This window comes from Roseateles sp. YR242, assembly GCF_900109745.1.
Classification (GTDB): Bacteria; Pseudomonadota; Gammaproteobacteria; order Burkholderiales; family Burkholderiaceae_C; genus Roseateles.
On sequence record NZ_FOAV01000007.1, the window covers coordinates 178,495 to 199,855 of the forward strand.

Consider the following 21,361-nt stretch of genomic DNA (forward strand, 5'->3'; position numbering starts at 1 on the left):
TTCCTACCGAGGCCTGATGAGGCTTCCGGGTTACGCCGGGTTGTTGTTGGCGGTGTGCGTGGGACGCCTGGCATCGGGGTTGATTCCCTTTGGCCTTCTGGCCGTGTTCGTCCAGACCAACAGCTTCATGTCGGCGGGTGTGGTGTCTGTCTGCTTCATGCTGGCGTCATCTTTTTCGGCGCCCTGGCGCGGCCGGCTGATTGATCAGCACAGCGCTCATCGCATGCTTCCTCGTCTGGCGTTGGCGGCGTCCGTCACGGCTGTGGCGGGGTTTGCGGTCCTTCATGCTGGCGGCTCTTCGCTGCTTGGCGCTGCGCTGGTCTGCGTCGGCGCGCTCTTTTCACCCGCCAACGGGGCCGTGCTCAGGTCGATCTGGTCCAGCGTGGCACCGGATGAATCCCATCGCAAGGCATTGCATGCACTGGACTCCGTGCTGGAGGAAAGCGTTTATGTGCTGTCGCCATTGCTCGTCGGATCTTTATGGTTCACCGTGGGCCCGGACTGGGCAATTCTTGCTGGCTCTTCTGCCACAGTACTGGGGACAGGGCTGCTGTTCTGGTTCGCGCGGCGTGCCGGTGATCAGGTCTGGGCGCAATTGATGCGCCAGTCCCCACCCAAGGGCGGCAAGCGGGGGCACGGACCGATGAGCGCGGTCGTCTTCACCGTGCCCGGTTTGTCCCTGGCTGTTCCGATGTTCGGGTTCGCCATGGCTGTGGGTGCGGGCAGTATCACGTTCGCCGCCTGGTCGGCGCAGTTCCACGTGGCATCCCTGGCCGGGCTCCTTGCTGGTTTGGGCTCGTTGGGAGGCGTGGTAGGAGGCTTCCTGTACGGGAAGGCGGCAGTATCGGATGCCAAGGCGGCCAAGCTTTACCTGTGGATGCCGGCCTTCGTGGGCCTGAGCATGGCGCCTCTCATGTTCTCGTCCGCCCTCTGGGTGGCTATGGCGGTGGCCTTGTGTTCCGGGTTGGTCATGACACCGATGTTCATCGCGGCATATGTCCGGGTTCCGGCGAGCTTCCCGCAGGCCCATTTCAACGAGGCCAACGCGTCCATCGGGGCCGCCTACAACCTGGGCTCCGGCACCGGCTCCCTGGTTGCCGGGGCGCTGGTCGAGCATTGCGGGCTGCTACCCGCATTCCTCGTAGCGGTGGCCATGCCACTGGGCGCGACTGCCCTGTCCTGGCTCCTGTCTCGCCGCCACGAGTCGGCCTGCTCCCTTGCTGCGGCTCCTGGCACCGCAGCGCCATAAACGTCTCTTGGCGCCTGACGATTGCCAACATTCTCGCCCGGGACAACCGGCAGGTGCTTCACTATGTGGACTCGGCCCTGGACGAGAGAACGTCCAGTGCCGATCGGAGCTTCCGAGTCTTGCGCTTGGCAATTGAGCTGAAAATCTGACCGCTAGCACGGGCCTAGGGGCTTCGTAAGCACGGCTACGGGATTGACCCGGAGTTGTGGCGACCTTCCTTAACCCTCCGTCAACTTCACCAGCACCTGCTTGAGCCGCTGTGCATCAATGGGCTTGGTCAGGAATTCATTCATGCCGGCCGCCAGCGCCTCGTCGCGCTCCTGGGTCAGCGCCGCAGCGGTGAGCGCCACGATGGGCAATTGCTCGCCGGTGAAGCGCTGGCGCAACTGCCGCGTGGCCTCGTGGCCGCTCATGACCGGCATCTGCACATCCATCAGCACCGCATCAAACGGCCGGCCCATGCTGGCCGCCGCATGGACGGCCTCCACCGCCTGGCTGCCGTCGCTGGCCTGGGAGATCTCGGCGCCCCACTGCTCCAGCATGGCCACCGCAATCATCATGTTGACCGGGTTGTCCTCCACCATCAGGATGCGCCGGCCTTGCAGGTCGCGTTCCTGGGCGGCATCGCGCCGCTGAGTGTTCGTGGGTGTCGGGGCGGCCGGCAGCGGCAGCTCGGCCCAGAACGTGGCCCCTTCGCCGGCGCGGCTGTCCACGCCCACGCTGCCGCCCATCAGCATCGCGAGTTCGCGGCAGATGGACAGGCCCAACCCCGTGCCGCCGTATCGCCTTGTCGTGGATTCGTCGGCCTGGGTGAAGGGCTGGAAGAGGCGCTGCAGCATGGTGTCTTCAATGCCCGGGCCGGTGTCGCTGACCTCGATGCGCAAGCGCCGTTCGTCCAGGCTCCTCACGTGGACGCTCACATTGCCGTGTTCGGTGAACTTCAGCGCGTTGCTCAGATAGTTGCCGAGGATCTGGCGGGTGCGTACCGGGTCGCCGATCACCCAGCCGGGCACCGCGTCATCCACGGCGATGCTGAAGGCGAGGCCGCGCGCCTGCGCCAGGGTGAGGTAGCCCATGCGCATCGTGGCCAGCATGTCGCGCAGCGCAAAGGGCACGGTTTCCAGGGTCAAGCGGCCAGCTTCGATCTTGGAGATGTCCAGGATGTCCGACATCAGACCGGAGAGACTCTCGGCACTGTCGAGCATCTGGTCCAGGTAGTGGCTGCGGGTGCCCTGCTCCAGGTCGGACTGCTGCAGCAGCCGGGCCAGGCCCACGAGGCCGTTGAGCGGGGTCCGGATCTCGTGGCTGATGTTGGCCAGGAAAGCACTCTTGGCACGGCTGGCGGCCTGCGCCTCGTCCTTGGCCTGTGCCAGGGCGGCCTCGACGCGGCGCCGCTCCGTCACGTCTTCCATGATCCAGATGGTGCCGCCCCGGCTGGGGTGGTTGGGGTCCACCGCGCGCGCCAGGATCCGGCACAGGAAGCGGCTGCCATCGCGGCGGCGCATCAGGCGTTCCGCCTCCACCTGTTCGCCGGAGGCCAGGCGCGGGCCCAGCTCGCGAACAAAGGCTTCGCCATCTTCGGCGCTGGGCCACACCACGCTGTCGGGTTGGCCGACCAGGGTGGACACGGGCCAGCCAAACATGTCTTCCACCAGGCGGTTGGCCTGCACGAAGCGCTGCTCCCGGGTGAGTGCGATGCCGATGGAGGCGTTCTCCAGGATGGCCGCGTGCACCAGCCGGGTCCGTTCGGATTCGGTCACGTCGCGCGAGCTCACCACCAGGTAGGAGATGGCATCCATCACAAACGGCGCGGCCGACAACAGCATGGGGACGACCTGGCCGCTGCGTGTGACGAAGGACGCCGGCATGTCGCTGACGCGGCCATGCACGCGCAGCGTTTCCAGCAGATGCTGGCGATCCTGCGGGTCCTGCCAGATGCCGACCTCCTCGGAGCTGCGGCCCAGCACCTCGTCGCTGGTGTAGCCGGTCAGTTGCTCGAAGGTCTTGTTGACCATGACGTAGCGGCCGGTGGCGGCTTCCGTGAGGGTCACCACATCGGGGCTGGTCGCAAACAGGTGGGAGAGAAGGGCTTCGGAACGGCGCAGCGCCTCCTGCGCACGCGAGGCCTCGGTCTGGTCGATGAAAAACGACAGCGTGGCCGGGCCGGAGGCCGCGTCCACCCGCACGCTGGTGGCCTGCACCAGCCGACGGCGGCGCGACAGCGTGCGCAGCCGGAATTCCATCATCGGCAGCATCGCGCCCACCGCCAGGGTCTCGATCTTGGCGGCACGCTGGCGGCCGCGCTCCTCATCGCCGGGTTCGTAGTGCGAGAACAGATCCTGGCCGATCATGCTGGAGCGCTGCGTGTAGCCGAACATCGCCATCGCAGCGGGGTTCGCGTCCACCACCCGGCCCCAGCGGTGCAGCACCAGCGGGGAGGGCGAGCGGCGGAACAGCTCGCGGTAGCGGGTCTCGGTGGCGAGCATGGCCTGCTCGGTCTGCACCTCGTCCGTGACGTCCCGGCCCACGCCCCAGTAACCGCGGAAATTGCCCTTCGCATCAAAGCGCGGCTCACCGCTGACGGACACATAGCGCAGCGTGCCGTCCTCGGCCGTGCGCCGCATCACCAGGCCGCGGAACGGCCGGTGGGATTCCATGTCGGCGCGGTGGGCGTCCATGTCCTCGTCGGAGAGGCCCAGGTTGTCGATCTCCCACGGCGTGCGGCCCAGCCGGGCGGCCAGGGAGAGGCCGGAGCTGCCGGCATGGTGTTCCGCCAGGTGGGTGAACCGGAACAGGCGGTCCATCTCCCAGTACCAGTCGGCCGCCATGTTGAGCAGGTGGCGAAAACGCGCGTGGCGCTCATTCACTTCCAGCAGCGTGCGCCGGATCAGCTTGGAGGTGCCCAGGCCCACCACCAGCCCGGCCAGCAGCAGCATGCCCTGGGTGAGCAGCCGGGCCTGGATGCCGGCCATGGGCGGGGAGGCCAGGGGCCAGCCATTGAGTTCCGCCGTCGCCAGGCCACCCAGAATGGCCACGCCCAGCCCGAAGATGGTGATGCCGGCGCCCAGGCTGACCGTGGCGGTGGCCAGTGCCACCATCAGGCCCATGATGCCCAGCGACTGGGCGCCAAGGCCCTGGTGCCGGGATACGGCCACCGAGAGAGCCATGGCCAGTGCCAGGGAGAGCATCACCAGCATGGCGCCCTGGACGTGCTGGGCCGGCAGGCGCCACAGCAGCAGCACGCCCACCACGGTGGTGGTGAAGGCCACGAGGGGCGGCATCAAACCGGACCAGGGTTCGATCGGCTGGATGCTGAACACCAGCAGCAGGCCGCCAAAGGCGCAGAGCAGCACACACGCGGCGATGAAGAGACGCGCCGCGCGCCATTGCAGGCCGGCGGGCAGGCGGTCGCCTTGCGACAGTTCCTGCTCGACCAGACTGCTCAAATCGTCCTGCGAATCCTTGCTCACGCCGTACCCAACTCGTTATATGTCTGGACTTGTGACGTCCGGTAACGAAGTCTCGGCGAGTGGCGGCCAAACTGAAGAGGGGCAGAACCCCGAAAACCACGCTCAAACGCGCGTGGCTGGGGATTCTGCCAATTAGTTGGCGGTCGATTTCTGGCCGGGGCGCGAACAAGGCGCCCCGCGCGCTCAGCGGCCCGGGGTGGGGCGCAAGGCCTCGCGGGTGGCCTGGGCCGCACGGCGGGCGGCGGCGGCGAAGTCTTCGCCGGAGGAGGCGTACAGCACGGCGCGTGACGAATTCACGATCACGGTGCCACCGGCCTGGCCGCCACGCCAGCCGGCCGCCACGGTGGCGCGGGCGTCACCGCCTTGGGCGCCGACACCGGGCACCAGCAGGGGCAGGGTGGGTGCGAGCTCACGCACCCGTTCGATTTCCTGCGGGTAGGTGGCACCGACCACCAGGCCGAGCTGGCCGTTGAGGTTCCAGTCGCCCTGCGCCAGGCGCGCGAGGTGTTCGAACAGGCGCGGCTGGCCCGGCTGGTCGGCCAGGCGCTGCATCTGCCAGTCGTCTCCGCCGGGGTTGGAGGTGCGGCACAGCAGGAAGGCGCCCTTGTCGGGGTAGCGCAGGTAGGGTTCGATGCTGTCGCGGCCCATGAAGGGCGAGAGCGTGACGGCATCGGCCTGATAGCGCTCGAAGGCTTCGCGGGCGTATTGCTCGGCGGTGGCGCCGATGTCGCCGCGCTTGGCGTCCAGGATGATCGGCACCTGCGGCGCGGTGCGCTTGATGTGGGTCATCAGCTGTTCAAGCTGATCTTCGGCGCGGTGGGCGGCGAAGTAGGCGATCTGCGGCTTGAAGGCGCTGACCAGATCTTTGGTGGCGTCCACGATGGCGGCGCAGAAGTCGTAGATGCGGCCAGCGTCGCCCTTCCAATGGGTAGGGAACTTGGCGGGATCAGGGTCAAGGCCGACGCAGAGCAGGGAGTCGTTCAGGCGTTCGGCCGCCTGCAGTTGTTGCAAGAACTTCATGGGGGGTATTGTGCCCCCGGTTTGGGCGCGCTCGGGCGCGCCCAAACCGCCCCCCGAGGGGGCTGCGGGCCACCTTGGGGCGGCCCGGCGGTGGCCCTCTTCGCCAACCAGAGCCCCCGCTTGAACGGCGCTGCGCGCGTTCGGCGCGACTCGATGCATGGAGGAGCCCTGGCGGAAGGCTTTGCCCAAATCGCCCCCCGAGGGGGCGAGGACCATCTTGTGGTGGCCCTCTTCGCACACCAGAGCCCCGCTTGAACGGCGCTGCGCGCGTTCGCGCGACTCGATGCATGGAGAAGCCCTGGCGGGAGGCTTTGCCCAAACCGTCCCCCGAGGGGGCGAGGACTATCTTGTGGTGGCCCTCTTCGCACACCAGAGCCCCGCTTGAACGGCGCTGCGCGCGTTCGGCGCTTCGGTGCGGGGAAGGTGCGAAGTGGCTGACGGGCGGGGGAGATGGGTTTGCGAGGGGGTGGGCACTGCTGCGCAATGTCGTGGGTTCGGGGATGATGCTCGCTCGTTTTCGTTGGGGGGACCATGGAGGTTTTGCAGACTGAGCGCTTGCGCTTGCGCTGGTTTACCGAGGCGGATGCGCCGTCAATGCGCGCGCTGCTGAATGAACCAGCATGGATCCAGAACATCTATGACGCGGAAGTTCGGAGCGACGAGCAGGCCGCCGAGTGGATCCGCAGCCGACTGCTGGCCCGCTACTGGAGCCTGGGCTACGGCTTCTGGGCCGTGGAAGGCCTGGACAACGGCGAGTTCCTGGGCCTGTGCGGCGTCATCAAGCGCGAGGGACTGGACCACCCCGATATCGGCTACGGCTTCCTGTCCCGCCATTGGGGCCACGGCTACGCCCGCGAAGCCGCCACCGCCACCTTCGCGTATTGCCGCGAGGTGCTGGGCATGCAACACATCCTGGGAACCACCGGGCCAGAAAACCACGCCTCCGGCCGGGTGCTGCTGGCCATCGGCCTGGAAGACCAGGGCGTCCAGCAAACACTCGCCCACGAAGGCCTCTCCCGGGTGTACGAGTGGCGCGAAGATCGCCCAGCTGGCGATGCCGCAGAGATCGCCGCCCTGCGCCTGCGCTGGCATGCCGCCCTCACCAGGGAAGACGCCCTGCCCACCTTCAGCGCGTGCGTGACACCCGACGTGGTCGCACGATGGGTCACCGGACGGGAGGATTTCTCCGAGCAGGCCTATCGCGCGCTGGTGCGCCGCCACGCCCCCCTGGCCGACGACACGCACCTGCCCGCCGTGCCCACACCCCTGGGCTGGCGGCTGGATCTCCCGTTGGAGTGAGACCGCCATCGCGCCTCGAGGATGTGCGCCGCACAGCCCTTGGCAAGGGCAGGAAATCCCCATCTCGCCTATGCTTGCGGGCATGGAAGCTGTAGCCCGCATTTTGCTGATCGAGGACGACGAACGACTGGCCCACCTGGTGGCCGATGCCCTGAGAAAGTCAGGCTACGCGGTGACAATCAGCGGGGACGGACTGGCCGGCGAAACACTCGCCAAGCAAGACCCGTTTGACCTGGTGTTGCTGGATGGTCACCTGCCCGGCAAGGATGGTTTCGATGTGTTGCGCGACCTGCGGCGCGATTTCACCGGCCGCATCGTGATGCTGACAGCACGCGATGACGACATCGACCAGGTGCTCGGCCTCGAAGGCGGCGCCGACGACTACATCACCAAGCCGGTCGCCCCCCGTGTGCTGCTGGCACGTATCAAGGCCCTGCTGCGGCGCGATGCGCTGCCTCAGGCACAGCCCGTCGGGGAGGCGCTGCACTTCGGGCCGCTGACCCTGCTGCCGCAGTCGCGCGAATTGCGATTCAACGGCGAGCAGGTGCCGCTGACAACCGCCGAGTATGAGTTGCTGAATTTCCTGGCACAACGCGCCGGGCAGGTGGTCAGCCGGGACGACATCATGCAGAGCCTGCGTGGCCTGGAGTTCGACGGACTGGATCGCGCCATCGACGCCCGCATCTCGCGGCTGCGCAGGAAGATCGGCGACGACGCCCATTCGCCCACCCGCATCAAGACGGTCCGTGGGCAGGGTTATCTGTTCGCGATCGACTGATGGCGGCGCTGACGCTGCGCGCCTCGCTGTTGCGGATGGCGCTGGGACTGGGTCTGGCCGTGCTGGCCCTGGCGCTGCTGGTGGAAGGGCTGGTGCTGGTGGGGGCGTCTGAAGTGACGGACGACTACGTGCGCAGCTTCATGCGCGGCACCGTGGACCTGCTGGTGCGCGACCTGGCCCCGTTGGACCCGCCCGCGCGACGCGACCGGGTGCAGGAACTGGACGCACAATTCGACTACCCCGTGCGCCTGATCCCCGCCGAGGGCGAACGGCTGTCTGCCAATCAGCGCGCGCGGCTGGCACGCGGCGAGGTGATCGTGACCGGCTTCAATCGCCGGATCTATGCCGCCCTGCCCGGCGAGCCCGATCAACTGCTGCTGTTGGGCCCGCTGGACACGCGGCGCGGTGGCGAGCTGCCCAAGGAGCTGGCGTCGCAGTTGGCCGTTGCGGTGGTGCTGGCGCTGGGCGTGGCCATGCTGGCCTGGTGGCAGTTGCGACCGTTGTGGCGCGACCTGCGTGGTCTGCAGCGCGCGGCTGAGCGTTTGAGCGCCGGCCGGCTGGATACCGAAATGCCGGTGCTGCAGAGCCGCCTGTTCGCGCCGGTGGTGGTGGCCAGCCGCGCCATGCTGGAGCGGTTGGCTACCGCCTTGGCCACACAGCGGGAGATGACAGGTGCGGTGTCGCACGAGTTGCGGACACCCTTGGCCCGCTTGCGGTTCGCCATTGATGCGTTGGTGGACGAGGACAACGGGACGGCACGGGAGCAGGCTGTGCTGGCCTGCGAGCGGGACATCGATGAGCTGGATTCCCTGATCGATGCGAGCCTGACCGCTGCGCGCATGGATATGGGGGCCATGCAGCCAGAGTTGATCAGCGGGGATCTGGGGGAGTTGCTGATCCTGGAAGCGAAGTCGCTGGAGCCGCTGATGGACGGGAAACTGCTGGAAACCGAGGTGCGGTTGCCCGGCAAGATTTCGTTCGACCCACGGTTGGTGCCCTATGCGTTGCGCAATGGGCTTCGCAATGCCGCACGACACGCGAGAACACGGGTGCATCTCTCCGCATGGGTGGAAGCCGGACAGCTGTGGATGGCCATCGACGACGACGGGGAAGGGGTCGCACCCGCGATGCGGGAGGCCGCCTTTGAGCCGTTCAAACGGTTGGAGAAAAGCCCCAGGACCGGGACGCGAGGCTTCGGGCTGGGGCTGTCGATCGTGAGGCATGTGGCGCAGGCGCATGGGGGGCAGGCGCGGTTGGGCGAAGCCCCACGGCTGGGAGGCGCACGGTTGCTGCTGCATTGGCCGGCGGGGGGCGCGTGAGGCTTGGGTCCTTGGGTCCACGTCTGCCCGACTGCGTGCGACCGAGCGAGCATCAGGGCCCCCTCACCGCCCCTGCTGCGCTTCGCGCATTCCAGTGAACAGTCCCTTCAGACCTGGCACTCAGGGAAGGCGCTTGCGTGCGGACGTGGCCCTGTGCTCGAACTCGCAATCGAACTTGGGCTTGCGTCGTGGTGCGGGTGAATGAACGCAAAGCGCACAGGCGGGTTCTGTCATGAACCGTCACAAACCGCCTCAAGAGGCGCCACAGACAGGGAAGACCCGGATTCTCAGAATGGAGCCCATGTCGAAAGCGAAAGCAGCCGGATTCCCCGGCACCGCAAGACGACAGGAAACCCCAACGTCTGAGACGACTCGAACGTCAGACGCACAGCTCTAAGGAGAGTCCATATGAACCGCAACAACAACAACAACGTCGTGTCGAATGGCAAGAAGGCCGGTCTGCTGGCCGCCGCCGCAGTGGCACTGACCTTGGGCTCGGGTCTGGCCATGGCCGCCGAAACCCCGTATTACATCGGTGGCGACGTCGGCAAGACCGAGCAACGCGTGGCTGGCAATTCGCAAAAGCGCGCCGCCGACAGCTACAGCATCTTCGGTGGCTACAAGCTCAACGAGAACTTCGCCGTGGAAGCCGCCTACTCGGATCTCGGCACCGTCAGCTTCGGCGGTGTGAACGCGAAGAACAAGGTCTACTCGCTGGACGGCATCGCCCGCGCACCGCTGGGCAACAACTTCGGCATCTACGGCAAAGTCGGTGTGGCCTACGCCAAGCGGGATTACTCCGCTGGCCTGGGCGACGATGACAAGACCGGCCTGAAGCTCGGCGTCGGTGTGGACTACGCTCTGACCAAGAACGTGTCCCTGCGCGCTGAAGCCACCCGCTTCAACAACCTGCCCGACAGCAATGGCTTCAACAAGAAGGCAGACCGACTCGGCGTGGGCTTGGCCTACCAGTTCTGATCAACCGCGGCTGATCAACCAGTTCTGATGCCTTGACCAGGTATCAGCGCCGTCCGGACACACGCTCCTACGCGACGTTCCTCTCCCTCCCCCCGAATGCCGGACGGCGATGGGCGGTGCTTCAAAAGCACCGCCCTTTTTTTATGGACGTTCCTCGACAAGCTCGGTTGTTCACTGTCGCAGAGCGACGCTGACCCGGCAGCCCTTTGCTGCGGAGGAGGGGCACATCGAGCGTGGAAATGAAAAAGGTTTTACTCACTGAAGTGGGAAACGGACGACGCACGAGGATGACTGAGGGGCATGTTCCAGCCCTCGTCCCGCCCATTCGCCGAGATTGCCCGCGATCTCTACCTGCCCGAATCCTTCCAGGAGCCCCCTCCCCAGGTGGTGGTGCCTCAGGCACCGTCAGAATGGGTGAGTTATCGCCCCGAACAAGCGGGGAAAGTGGTCACCTTCGCCATCTTCAAGGACACGCCGGCGTTCGGGCAAATCACGCAGCAGATTGAAGATCGCATTGCGGAGTGCAAGGCGTTCTCGGCGGAGCATTTCCGCCAGGAGGATAGGGAGACGATTGAAGCGGGGTTCGATGCCTATCTCAGGAACCTGAAGTCCTCCGGTGAGTTCAGATACTTCGACGATCTGCAATTGCAACTGCTCTATGGCTGGGGCAAGGAACACCTGGACAACTTCTGCCTGCTGTTGCGCTGCCCCGACATCGATCTGCATCAACGCAAGAAGGCCTTGCTCGAGTTGGCCTATGGGGTGGACCGTTGCCGCGGCGCAGGGGCGGTCTTCATGGAGGCGTTCAACGCCTTGCAGCAATCCGGAGAGACGCTCAGAAGCCTCTATGGGCAGACGCTGAAAGACCTGTTTGACGATTCGATGCGGCGCTTTGTGGTCAAGATCCTCAGTGACAAGGATGACCGATATGGTGCCGACATGGAGGTCCACATCGTCAATCAGTTCCGGATGGAACTGGGCCTGCCAGGTGCGGATAGGAGGGACATTTTCATGGCCAGCGGCGTGGTCACCCCTGAGAGGGTCAGCGAATGCGCCCAGAGGCTGTTGGCGGAATGCCGGCCCGTCGTCGTCGCCAAGGTACTGGCGTTGCAGTATCGGTCCCAGCTCAGCACGCTGGCGGCCGAGGAACTGAGGTCCGACCAGCCGGGCAGCCCGTCAGTCGCCATTGATCCCGGTGATTCCGATCACATGGACGCGCTTATGCGGGCACATGGCCGCCTGAGACCCACCTTTGAAGGCATTGACCTGCACAGTCTGGTGTACGAAAACGCCGAGACAGGAGAGTTCAATTGGCGTGGCGATGATGCGTTGGTGGTGCGCGACCTCTTGACCGAACTAGCGCATCAGGGCCTCATCTGTTCACCCAAGGAGGGCGTCGTCGCCAGCGGCGCGACGGCCGACAGTCGATGGACGCTGTGCCACCTGGACCAGCAGGTGCTTTATGTCCAGGAGCGCCTCACTACTTCTGGTTTGGAGGCGGCTGTCGGGTTGTCTCACCTTCGGTTTCACCACGTGCACGGCCTGATGCAGAAGTGCCCGATCGACACGCTGCGTCGTGCTGCCGTGGATGCCATCTTGCAAAGCGAGTCGGCTACTGCGTTGGCCCAAATTCCTGCGAAATGGCTGGAAACTGAAGAACAGTGTGAGCGCTTTCTTCTGCGTATCGGCCCGGCGGCGGCCATCTCGTGGGCACAGCGGCAGGAGAACATCCGCCTCTCGGAGATCAAATGCCTGCTGCCGGCTGCCACGACCGGTGGCCATGCCGAACTGGTCCGGCTCCTGATGCGCCGAATGGCTAATGCCCGTCCCCTGGTCACACTGTTTACGGGCGGCCCGCATGTCTTTCACAAGGCCGTCGCGTCAGGTTCCATCGAAACAGCCCGGGCCTGGGCGGAATTGATCAGGGCGTCCGCGGACACCATCAGTCCGAAAGACTTCAATCGGTTTCGGAATATTTTCCCGGAGCAGTATTTGGTGGGCCGCGACGATGTGAAGCCCGCCTCGAAATGGCTCATGCGTGCGGATCCAGAGATGCTAGATCTGTTCCTGCGTTTGGTCCTCGACCTTGCGGTGAGGAATGTTCTGTCGAATGACTTCGTGGTCGGCAGTCTGCTTGGGCCGGTCCAGCAAGCGATGGTGGAGGGCCGTGCGCAGAGCTTGCAGGTTCTTGCTGCCTTCCAGGTGGAAGCGGCCCGTTATGGATGGTTGAAGCCTGGCGTGCTGCCGCGTCTGCTCGACGGAGGCGGCGGCACCATCGGTTGCCGCGGTGCCATGCTCGCTGAACAGATGGACATCGTGCGCTGGTTTCACAAGAAGGTCTTCGCACTGGCCGACGACCGGCTCCTGACGCCGGAGCAGGCTTGTACCCTCCTCTTGGGAATGGAGCCGGATCACCAACCGCTGGGTCACGCCATCATCATTTCGCACAAAGCCGATGCCCTCGCTGCCTACCTGGACGCCATCAAGGAAGCCGCGAGTCGCAGGTGGATATCTCCGCGAGAGTGTTTCGACATTCTGGGTGTGCCGGGACGACATGAGAAATCAAACACTTTGTTGATGCTTGACGCCAGCAAGACGCTGGCCCCCGTGTGGTCCAGGGCGCTGGTGAAGCTGCATGAAGCGGGCCTGATCACGCCAGCGATGGTGGTGGATCTGCTGACCGAGCCCGCCACGGCACAGGGGGATGGTAGCGATATGGCGTTTTTGCCGATGTTGGCGAGCTTCGATTTGACCTGGGAAGACCTCCCGCTGCTGCCACTCGGCGAGAGACTGGACAACTGGGGAGGCATTGTCATCGGCCTGGCGCAGGCACATATGCTGAGGCATGAACACCTGCTGGAACTCCTGGCCGGGCGCCACGAGGGTGAAGCTGCGCTGCAATTGGCCATGAAGCAGAGGCGTCCGATGCCAGTGATAGAAGAACTGCTGTCGTTGTGGCTCCGGGTGCATCAGGCTGGACTGATCAATGACGATGACCTGGTGGACTTGCTGGAAGGGCGATCCGAGGATGGCCGTTCTGCAGCCTTTTCCGTCGCCGACGCCGAGACGGTGGAACTGGTGCTGGATGCCCTGAATGAATACGTCAGTCAGCGCAGGCTGCCCGAGGCCGTGTTCAAGCGGCTGTCTGTCCATCAGGGCCTTCGGGACTGACACGCGTGAGTTCCGTCGTCCGCTCGACCAGTTTCGATTGGCTTTCTCTTGCTAGGGGGGCGTGCATCTAGTGTGGAGATGGGTGTGGATGCACTTATTGCAATGGCCAACGAACGATGCAAAAGGATGACTGAGAGGCATGTTCCAGCCCTCGTCCCGTCCATTCGCCGAGATTGCCCGCGATCTCTACATGCCCGCGTCCTTCCAGGCGCCTCCTCCCCAGGTGGCGGTGCCTCAGGCACCGTCAGAATGGGTGAGGTATCACCCCGAACAGGCGGGGAAAGTGGTCACCTTCGCCATCTTCAAGGACACGCCGACGTTCGGGCAAATCACGCAGCAGATTGAAGAACGCATTGCGGAGTGCAAAGCGTTCTCGGTGGAGCATTTCCGCCAGGAGGATAGGGAAACGATTGAAGAGCAGTTCGATGCCTTTCTCAGGAACCTGAAGTCCTCCGGTGAGTTCAGATACTTCGACGATCTGCAATTGCAACTGCTCTATGGCTGGGGCAAGGAACACCTGGACAACTTCTGCCTGCTGTTGCGCTGCCCCGACATCGATCTGCATCAACGCAAGAGGGCCTTGCTCGAGTTGGCCCATGGGGTGGACCGTTGCCGCGGCGCAGGGGCGGTCTTCATGGAGGCGTTTAACGCCTTGCAGCAATCCGGAGAGACGCTCAGCGGCCTCTACGGGCAGACGCTGAAAGACCTGTTTGACGATTCGGTGCGGCGCTTTGTGGTCGAGATCCTCAGTGACAAGGATGACGAATATGGTGACAACATGGAGGTCCATATCGTCAATCAGTTCCGGATGGAACTGGGCCTGCCAGGTGCCGATGGGAAGGACATTTTCACGGCCAGCGGCGTAGTCACCCGTCAGAACGTCAGCCAGTGCGCCCTGTGGCTGTTGGAGGAATGCCGGCCCGTCGTCGTCGCCAAGGTACTGGCGTCGCAGTATCGGTCCCAGCTCAGCACGCTGGCGGCCGAGGAACTGAGGTCCGACCAGCCGGGCAGCCCGTCAGTTGCCATTGATCCCGGTGATTCCGATCACATGGACGCGCTCATGCGGGCACATGGCCGCCTGAGATCCACCTTTGAAGGCATGCACCTGCAGAGTCTGGTGTACGAAAACGCCGAGACAGGCAAGTTCGATTGGCGTGGCGATGATGCGTTGGTGGTGCGCGACCTCTTGACCGAACTGGCGCATCAGGGCCTCATCTGTTCACCCAAGGAGGGCGTCGTCGCCAGCGGCGCGACGGCCGACAGTCGATGGTCGCTGTGCCACCTGGACAAGCGGGTGCTTTATGTCCAGGAGCGCCTCTCTACCGCTGGTTTGCGGACGGCTGTCGGGTTGTCTCACCTTCGGTTTGAGCACGTGCTCGGCCTGATGGAGAATTTCCCGAGCAAGAAGCTGCGTCGGGCTGCCGTGGATGCCATCCTGCAAAGCGAGTCGGCCACTGCATTGGCCCGGATTCCTGCGAAATGGCTGGAAACTGAAGAACAGTGCGAGCGCTTTCTTCAGCGTCTCGATCCGGCGGCGGCCATCTCGTGGGCACAGCGGCAGGAGGACATCCCTCCCCAGGGGATCAAGTGCCTGCTGTGGGCTGCCACGGCCGGTGGCCATGCCTCAATGGTCCGGCACCTGATGGATCTCATGGCTGATCGAGCGCCCGTCGTGACGCTGATAAGGGGCGGCCTGCATGTCTTTCACAGGGCCGTCGCGTCGGGTTCCATCGAAACAGCCCAGGCATGGGCAGCGCTGATCCGGAAGGTTGCAGCCGGCCTCAGTTCGCCAAACTTGGCCGGTTTTTGGGCTTCATTCCCGGAGTCATATCTGGTTGGTCCCGACGATGTCATTCCCACCTCGAAATGGCTCCTGCGTGCTGACCCGCAGATGCTGAAGCTGTTCCTGCAACTGGTCTTCGACCTCGCGGCGAAGGATGTCTTGTCGAAGGACTTCGTGGTCGACAGCCTGCATGGGCCGGTGTCTGATGCGATGAACGAAGGACGTGCGCAGAGCCTGCAGACTCTTGTCGACTACCAGGTGGAAGCAGCCCGTCGGGGATGGTTGCCGTCAGGAAAGCTGCCGCGTCTACTCAACCAAGACGGAGGCACCGTCGGTCGCCTCTGTGCCATGCTGCGGGGACATATGGACATCGTGGCTTGGTTTCACGAGAAGGTCTTTGCCCTGACTCACGAACAGCTACTGACGCCGCAGCAGGCATGTACCCTGCTGTTTGGAAAGGAGTCGCATGGCCAGACTCGGTCTTTCGCCACAGTCGTATCGCGGAACGCCGCAGCTCTCAAAGTTCACCTCGACGCCGTGGTGAAAGCAGCGACTTGTGGATGGATATCCTCCCAACGGTGCCTCGACATCCTGGACTCGCCAGGCGTGCCGGGCGCTAACGCAATGGTTGTCTTGATGGTGGGTACTGCCAGCGAGCTTGCCACCGTGTGGACCGACGCGCTGGAGGAACTGCATCAAGTGGAAGCGATCACGTCGAATATGGTGTCAAAGCTGCTGACCAGACCCGCCATCAAAGGAGGCCAATGGATGTCGCTGCTGCCGGGGTTGGCGCAACTCGATCTGGAATCGTCCGACCAGCCGTTGCTGCCAGCAGGTCAAAGACTCGACAACTGGGGTCCGGCCGTCATCCGCCTGGCGCAAGCGCATGTGCTGACGCATGAACAACTGCTGGAACTGCTGGCCGGGCGCCACGAGGGTGAGCCTGCGCTGCTAATGGCCATGAAGCTGAGGCGTCCGACGCCAGTGATAGAAGAACTGCTGTCGTTGCTGCTACGGGTGCATCAGGCTGGACTGATCAATGACGACGAACTGGCGGACTTGCTGGAAGCGCGATCCGAGGATGGCTCTGCCGCGTTTTCCGTCGCCAGCACCCAAACCGTGGACCGCGTGCTCGCCGCCCTGAACGAACACGTCAGGCAGGGTCGGCTGCCTGAAGCTGTGTTCAATCGGCTGTCCGCCCATCAGATCCTTCGGGCGAGTTCCTCCGCCTTGCCGGTATAGGTGGCCGGTGTCATGGCCAGCAGGCGTTGCTTCTCGGCTTCCGGCAGCTCCAACCCCTGGATGAACTGACGAATCGCTTCAGCGGTGATGGCCTTGCCACGCGTGAGTTCCTTCAGCCGTTCATACGGGTTGGGCAGCGCATAACGGCGCATCACGGTCTGGATGGGTTCGGCCAGCACTTCCCAGGACGCATCCAGGTCGGATTCCAGCGCGCCGGGGTTCAGTTCGAGCTTGTCCAGACCCTTGCTCAGCGAGTCATAGGCCAGCAGCGCGTAACCCAAGGCCACGCCCATGTTGCGCAAGACCGTCGAATCCGTCAGGTCACGCTGCCAACGGCTGATCGGCAGCTTCTGGCTCAGATGCGTCAGCACCGCATTGGCCAAGCCGAAATTGCCCTCGGCATTTTCGAAGTCAATCGGGTTGACCTTGTGCGGCATGGTGGACGAACCGATCTCGCCGGCCTTGGTCCGCTGCTTGAAATAACCCAGCGACACATAACCCCACACGTCCCGCGACCAGTCGATCAGGATGGTGTTGGCACGGGTGACCGCATCAAACAGCTCGGCCATGTAGTCATGCGGCTCGATCTGGATGGTGTATGGGTTGAAGGTCAGGCCCAGTTGCTGTTCGATCACACCCTGGCTGAAGGCTTCCCAGTCGGTCTGGGGGTAGGCCGACAGATGGGCGTTGTAGTTGCCCACGGCGCCATTCATCTTGGCCAGCAGTTTCACCTCAGCCACTACCGTGCGTGCGCGGCGCAGACGGGCCACCACGTTGGCGATTTCCTTGCCGACGGTGGTGGGGCTGGCGGTCTGGCCGTGGGTGCGGCTGAGCATGGGCGCGGCGGCCATGGCCTGGGCCATCTCGGTCAGCTTGGCGATGACACGGTCCAGCGCCGGCAGGATGACCTGCTCACGGGCGGCCTTCAGCATCAGGCCGTGGCTGGTGTTGTTGATGTCCTCGCTGGTGCACGCAAAGTGCACGAATTCGCCAGCGGCCTGCAGCTCGTCCTTGCCGGCGAACTGCTGCTTGATCCAGTACTCCACCGCCTTCACGTCGTGATTGGTGGTTTTTTCAATGTCCTTGATGGCCTGGGCATCCGCCTCGCTGAACTGGCTCACCAGCCCACGCAGGAAACCGCGCGACGCGTCGGACAGGGGCTTGAACTCGGCCAGGCCGGCATCCGACAGCGCGATGAACCATTCGATCTCCACCTGCACCCGGCGGTGCATCAGCCCGAACTCGGACAGCAGCGGGCGCAGCGACCCCATGCGCGAGGCGTAGCGGCCATCCAGGGGCGACAGGGCGGTAAGGGCGGAGAGATTCATGACAAATGGGCACTAGGCCACGGCAGGGGCAAACCCGTAGATTCTACAGAGCCCCCTCCACAGGCCTCGCCCAGTTACCCTGCGGGCAGCCGCGACAATAACCACGCAATCCAGACAATCTTGTACGAGGGATGGGATGAGGTCGAGAAACACCCTGATGGGCCTGGCCGCAGCCGCCGTGTTGCTGAGCGCCTGCCAGAAGCAGGAAGCACCTGTCGCCAGCCCGACGCCAGCCGTGGCCGCGTCAGCCAGCCCCACGGCCAGCGCCTCGCTGGTCAGCCAGTCCGACCAGTTGCTGGCGCGGTACCGCCAGATGATCGTGCTCATGGACGGCGAAGCCAGCCTCAAGCCGACCGAACGCGAAGCGGTGCACGGTGTGGGCCTGCTGCTGTTCCATGACATGCAGGACAGCCTCCAGGCCCTGCTGGCCACGACCACCGCCCAGAGCCAGGACCCTGCCGGCCTGGCCGCCATCGGCCAACTGCTGGACCGCATCGAGACGGAGCCCGGCTGGTTTGATGCCGACCGTCTGGCCTTCAAGGAGTTTCTCACCCAGCTGGAACAGAACTTCTCCACCTCCCAGAGCATCACCGGCTTGAAGCTGGCCAAGCGCGCCCACGACGATCTGGCCGTGCTGGCCGAGGTGGAGCAGGCCTATGAACAGGAGCTGCGGGACACCTTCGGCCGTTTCGCCCAGCGCGGCATCACGCTCAAGCGGGAAAAATGGAGCGACTACGTCGCCAAGCTGAAGGGCATCTACACGCGGGAGCGCATCCTCAAGGACTACGCCACCATCCTGCCGGACCTGCAGGCCCGCCCCTCCGACACACCGGGCAACGCGACCAGCCTGGCCAACAACCTGGCCAATGCGTCGGCAAGCCCCGCCACGTCCGCCAGCGCCTCCGCGCCGGGTGCGGCGGCTTCGGGCGCCTTGCGCGGGGCCAGCAAGGAAGAACGCGAACTCTTCGGCCGCCAGTTGCCGCCCAAGACCGTGTTGCTGACCTTCGACGACGGGCCCCACCCGCGCTACACCGACGAGATCCTGGAGATCCTCAAGCGCTACCAGGCGCCCGCCGTGTTCTTCGAGCTGGGCCGCAACCTGGGCAGCGTGGACGCCAAGGGACAGATCAAGCCGGGGCCCGGCGTGCAGGTGGCCAAGCGGGTGCTCGCTGCCGGCCACCCGATCGCCAACCACAGCTTCACGCATGGCGTGATGTCCAAGTTCCAGTTGGACCAGGTCAAGCAGGAAGCCAGCCAGACCGAGGCGCTGCTGGACGCGGCCGGACGCAACGGCCAGCCCTTGTTCCGTTTTCCGTATGGGGCGCGCAATGACACGGCGCTGGGGGTGATTGAAGGCCTCAAGCTGCGTTCGATGATGTGGAACGTGGATTCGCTGGACTGGTCCGACCCGATTCCGAAATCGATTGCTGCCCGTGTCATGAACGAGCTGTCGAAGCAGCAGCGCGGCATTGTCCTGTTCCATGACATCCATGCCCGCACGGTCGAGGCGCTGCCCCTGGTGCTGGACCAGCTCAAGGCCGAGGGCTATCGCTTTGCCACCTGGAAAGACGGCCGGATTGAACCGTTGGCCGCCGCCGCGGAGCCGCCGGCCCCCGATTTGGCCGGCGCCAATCTGTACCGCGACAGCTACGCGCTGGTGATCGGCATCGACCAATACCAGCGCTGGCCACGCCTGCAGCACGCCGTGCGTGATGCGCAGGCGATGCGTGACACCTTGCAGACGCAGTTCGGCTTCCGGGCCGAGAACGTCACCACGCTGACCGATGGCGACGCCACCCGCGCCAACATCCTGCGTGCCCTGAACGGCATGGCGCGCGACAAGTCCGGCCAGCCCCGCCTCAAGCGTGATGACCGTGTGTTCGTGTTCTTTGCCGGCCACGGCAGCACCCGCCGCCTGCCCAGCGGCCGTGAGGTGGGCTACATCATTCCGGTGGACGCCGGCACGGATGACCTGCAGACCGATGCCATCGCCATGCCGCAGTTGCAGGAACTGGGTGAGGCGCTGCCCGCCAAACATGCGTTCTTTGTGATCGATGCCTGCTACTCCGGCCTGGGCCTGACACGCGGCGGTGCACCGAGCAGCGCCAACTTCGTGCGTGACAACGCGCGCCGGCTGGGACGTCAGATGATGACGGCTGGCGGTGCCGACCAGCAGGTGGCAGACGACGGCCCGGGTGGCCATTCCGTCTTCACCTGGACACTGCTGCAGGCCCTCTCCGGCAAGGCCGATCTCAATGGCGACGGCCTGATCACGGCCACCGAGCTGGCCGCCTATGTGGCGCCTGCCGTGTCAGCGATCGCCCACCAGACACCGGCCTTTGGCAGCCTGCCGGGCTCGGAAGGCGGCGAGTTCATCTTCGAGCTGGCCTCGGCGCCCGAGCAGGCGCTCAGCACCAACAGCGCCCAGCTGGATGCCCAGGCCAGTGCGCTGGCCAAGCGGGCTGACGACGCCCGCAATGCCCAGCTTCAGCCGCTGGCCGCTGCCAGCGCGGTGACCGGTGGCGCCGCCGGCCCGGTGGCGGCCGCCAGTGCCGCTGCAGTGCAAGTGACCTTGAAGGGGCTGGACGGCAGGGACACGGCCATCGAGACCAGTGCCACCGCCGCGCCGGTGAGCGCCCGCATAGCGGCCCAGCGAGCCAATGACCGCGGTCTGCAGCTCTACAAGGAGCGCCGGTATGACGAGGCGGAAGCCGCGTTCACCGAGGCCTTGAAGCTGCAACCCCGCTTCGCGCTCGCGGCCAACAATCTGGGCTTTATCTACTTCAAGCGGGACAAGCCCGCCGAGGCCGCACGCTGGTACCGCAAGGCCATCGAGATGGACGGCAGCCGCGCGCTCGCCCACCTCAACCTCGGGGACGCCTTGCTGCGGGCAGGGGAGGACAAGGAAGCGCAGGCCGCCTATGCCGGGTTCATCGAACTCTCGCCGAGCCACCCGCGCGTGCCCGAGCTGAAGGCCTGGCTGGCTCAACCCGATGCCGCCCACCGCCCGGCACCGCCGAAATGAGCAGCGCCGTGACGGCTTGAACCCACGGTGGTGGCGGGGCTGCCACCGTTTGGGGTTGTCCCTGATGTGGGGGACGGGCGCTTGCTGCTTAATCCGCCTTTCCTTCCGTTAACTGCTGGCTTCCACGTCCGTTCCATGGCCTCCCTGGCTTCCGGCGTCGCACCCCGCCTGACACGTGTGCATCAGATCGAGCCCCTCGCCTGGGCGCCCTTGCTCGCGGCCAGCGAAGCGGAGGGCTGGCACATGCTCAGCCGCTTGATGGATGAATGGCGCAGCGGTGCCAATCGTTATGAGCAGCCCGGTGAATCGCTGTGGGCGTGGCTGGATGCGCGAGGTTTCGTGATCGCGGTGGGCGGGCTCAATGTGGAGCCGGCGCCGGGCCGTCCGGGCACCGGCCGCATGCGGCGCTTTTATGTGCATCCGGGTTGGCGTGGGCATGGCCTGGCGCGTCGTCTGGTGGGCGCGGTGCTGGCGAGTGCGCAAGGGCATTTCAGCCGGCTGCATGTGAATTGTGAAAGCTCGCAGTCCGCCGAGTTCTGGACGCGATGCGGCTTTGCCGCAGTAACCGCTGATGCAGTGGCGATGAGCCGCCCTGCGCTCTATACCCACGTGCGCCTGCTGCCCCAGCTTCAGCCGCAGATGGCCTGATTCAACGGGCCCGATTCAACGAGCCTGAAGTATCGCGCCTGAATCATCGGG

Annotated in this window: 12 protein-coding genes; 9 read left to right on the plus strand and 3 right to left on the minus strand. The window is 65.0% G+C overall.

All coding sequences use genetic code 11. From position 1 onward, the window contains the following. Window positions 1-16 precede the first annotated feature (16 nt). Complete coding sequence (locus BMY53_RS15095) at window positions 17-1,249, plus strand: MFS transporter (RefSeq protein ID WP_255370213.1); 1,233 nt, start codon at window positions 17-19, stop codon at window positions 1,247-1,249. 218 nt (window positions 1,250-1,467) lie between these two features. Here BMY53_RS15095 and BMY53_RS15100 read toward each other — a convergent pair whose 3' ends face one another. Both BMY53_RS15100 and pyrF read right to left on the minus strand, forming a co-directional pair. Beyond that, a complete protein-coding gene (locus BMY53_RS15100; RefSeq protein WP_092947314.1) occupies window positions 1,468-4,719 on the minus strand; it encodes a PAS domain-containing hybrid sensor histidine kinase/response regulator in 3,252 nt (1,083 codons plus the stop codon). A 183-nt stretch (window positions 4,720-4,902) separates the two neighbouring features. Further along, the gene (pyrF, locus tag BMY53_RS15105; protein WP_092947315.1) at window positions 4,903-5,739 is read right to left on the minus strand and encodes an orotidine-5'-phosphate decarboxylase; all 837 of its coding nucleotides are present in this window, start codon (window positions 5,737-5,739) and stop codon (window positions 4,903-4,905) included. Between the two features lie 561 nt (window positions 5,740-6,300). Here pyrF and BMY53_RS15110 point away from each other — a divergent pair. The 6 genes from BMY53_RS15110 (at window position 6,301) to BMY53_RS15135 (ending at window position 16,309) form a co-directional block, all read left to right on the plus strand. Continuing rightward, the gene (locus tag BMY53_RS15110) at window positions 6,301-7,038 is read left to right on the plus strand and encodes a GNAT family N-acetyltransferase (protein ID WP_177200894.1); all 738 of its coding nucleotides are present in this window, start codon (window positions 6,301-6,303) and stop codon (window positions 7,036-7,038) included. Window positions 7,039-7,120: 82 nt separating this feature from the next. Further along, entirely contained in the window at window positions 7,121-7,816 is a 696-nt protein-coding gene (locus tag BMY53_RS15115) for a winged helix-turn-helix domain-containing protein (protein WP_255370214.1), read from the plus strand. Next, the gene (locus BMY53_RS15120; RefSeq protein WP_092947318.1) at window positions 7,816-9,135 is read left to right on the plus strand and encodes an ATP-binding protein; all 1,320 of its coding nucleotides are present in this window, start codon (window positions 7,816-7,818) and stop codon (window positions 9,133-9,135) included. The genes BMY53_RS15115 and BMY53_RS15120 overlap by 1 nt, the downstream gene beginning before the upstream one ends. 408 nt (window positions 9,136-9,543) lie before the next feature. Then, the gene (locus tag BMY53_RS15125) at window positions 9,544-10,113 is read left to right on the plus strand and encodes an outer membrane beta-barrel protein (RefSeq protein ID WP_092947319.1); all 570 of its coding nucleotides are present in this window, start codon (window positions 9,544-9,546) and stop codon (window positions 10,111-10,113) included. A gap of 300 nt (window positions 10,114-10,413) precedes the next feature. Further along, a complete protein-coding gene (locus BMY53_RS15130; protein WP_092947320.1) occupies window positions 10,414-13,284 on the plus strand; it encodes a hypothetical protein in 2,871 nt (956 codons plus the stop codon). 139 nt (window positions 13,285-13,423) lie between these two features. Further along, complete coding sequence (locus tag BMY53_RS15135) at window positions 13,424-16,309, plus strand: hypothetical protein (protein WP_092947321.1); 2,886 nt, start codon at window positions 13,424-13,426, stop codon at window positions 16,307-16,309. On the opposite strand, the gene purB is transcribed toward BMY53_RS15135, so the two are convergent. Beyond that, entirely contained in the window at window positions 16,270-17,637 is a 1,368-nt protein-coding gene (gene purB, locus BMY53_RS15140) for an adenylosuccinate lyase (protein WP_092947322.1), read from the minus strand. The genes BMY53_RS15135 and purB overlap by 40 nt on opposite strands. Window positions 17,638-17,773: 136 nt before the next feature. Here purB and BMY53_RS15145 point away from each other — a divergent pair, with 136 nt between their 5' ends. After that, window positions 17,774-20,662: a polysaccharide deacetylase family protein gene (locus BMY53_RS15145; protein ID WP_177200895.1), complete on the plus strand. Its 2,889-nt coding sequence runs from the start codon at window positions 17,774-17,776 to the stop codon at window positions 20,660-20,662. Between the two features lie 135 nt (window positions 20,663-20,797). After that, on the plus strand, window positions 20,798-21,310 hold the full coding sequence (locus BMY53_RS15150) for a GNAT family N-acetyltransferase (RefSeq protein WP_092947324.1): 513 nt from the start codon (window positions 20,798-20,800) through the stop codon (window positions 21,308-21,310). Window positions 21,311-21,361: the final 51 nt, after the last annotated feature.

Excerpts from the sequence above, each read along its gene's own strand:
- BMY53_RS15130 (WP_092947320.1), top strand. The coding sequence starts at position 10,414 with ATGTTCCAGCCCTCGTCCCGCCCATTCGCCGAGATTGCCCGCGATCTC.
- BMY53_RS15145 (WP_177200895.1), top strand. The coding sequence starts at position 17,774 with ATGAGGTCGAGAAACACCCTGATGGGCCTGGCCGCAGCCGCCGTGTTG.
- BMY53_RS15125 (WP_092947319.1), top strand. The coding sequence starts at position 9,544 with ATGAACCGCAACAACAACAACAACGTCGTGTCGAATGGCAAGAAGGCC.
- pyrF (WP_092947315.1), bottom strand. The coding sequence starts at position 5,739 with ATGAAGTTCTTGCAACAACTGCAGGCGGCCGAACGCCTGAACGACTCC.
- BMY53_RS15120 (WP_092947318.1), top strand. The coding sequence starts at position 7,816 with ATGGCGGCGCTGACGCTGCGCGCCTCGCTGTTGCGGATGGCGCTGGGA.
- BMY53_RS15115 (WP_255370214.1), top strand. The coding sequence starts at position 7,121 with ATGGAAGCTGTAGCCCGCATTTTGCTGATCGAGGACGACGAACGACTG.
- BMY53_RS15150 (WP_092947324.1), top strand. The coding sequence starts at position 20,798 with ATGGCCTCCCTGGCTTCCGGCGTCGCACCCCGCCTGACACGTGTGCAT.
- BMY53_RS15095 (WP_255370213.1), top strand. The coding sequence starts at position 17 with ATGAGGCTTCCGGGTTACGCCGGGTTGTTGTTGGCGGTGTGCGTGGGA.
- BMY53_RS15135 (WP_092947321.1), top strand. The coding sequence starts at position 13,424 with ATGTTCCAGCCCTCGTCCCGTCCATTCGCCGAGATTGCCCGCGATCTC.
- purB (WP_092947322.1), bottom strand. The coding sequence starts at position 17,637 with ATGAATCTCTCCGCCCTTACCGCCCTGTCGCCCCTGGATGGCCGCTAC.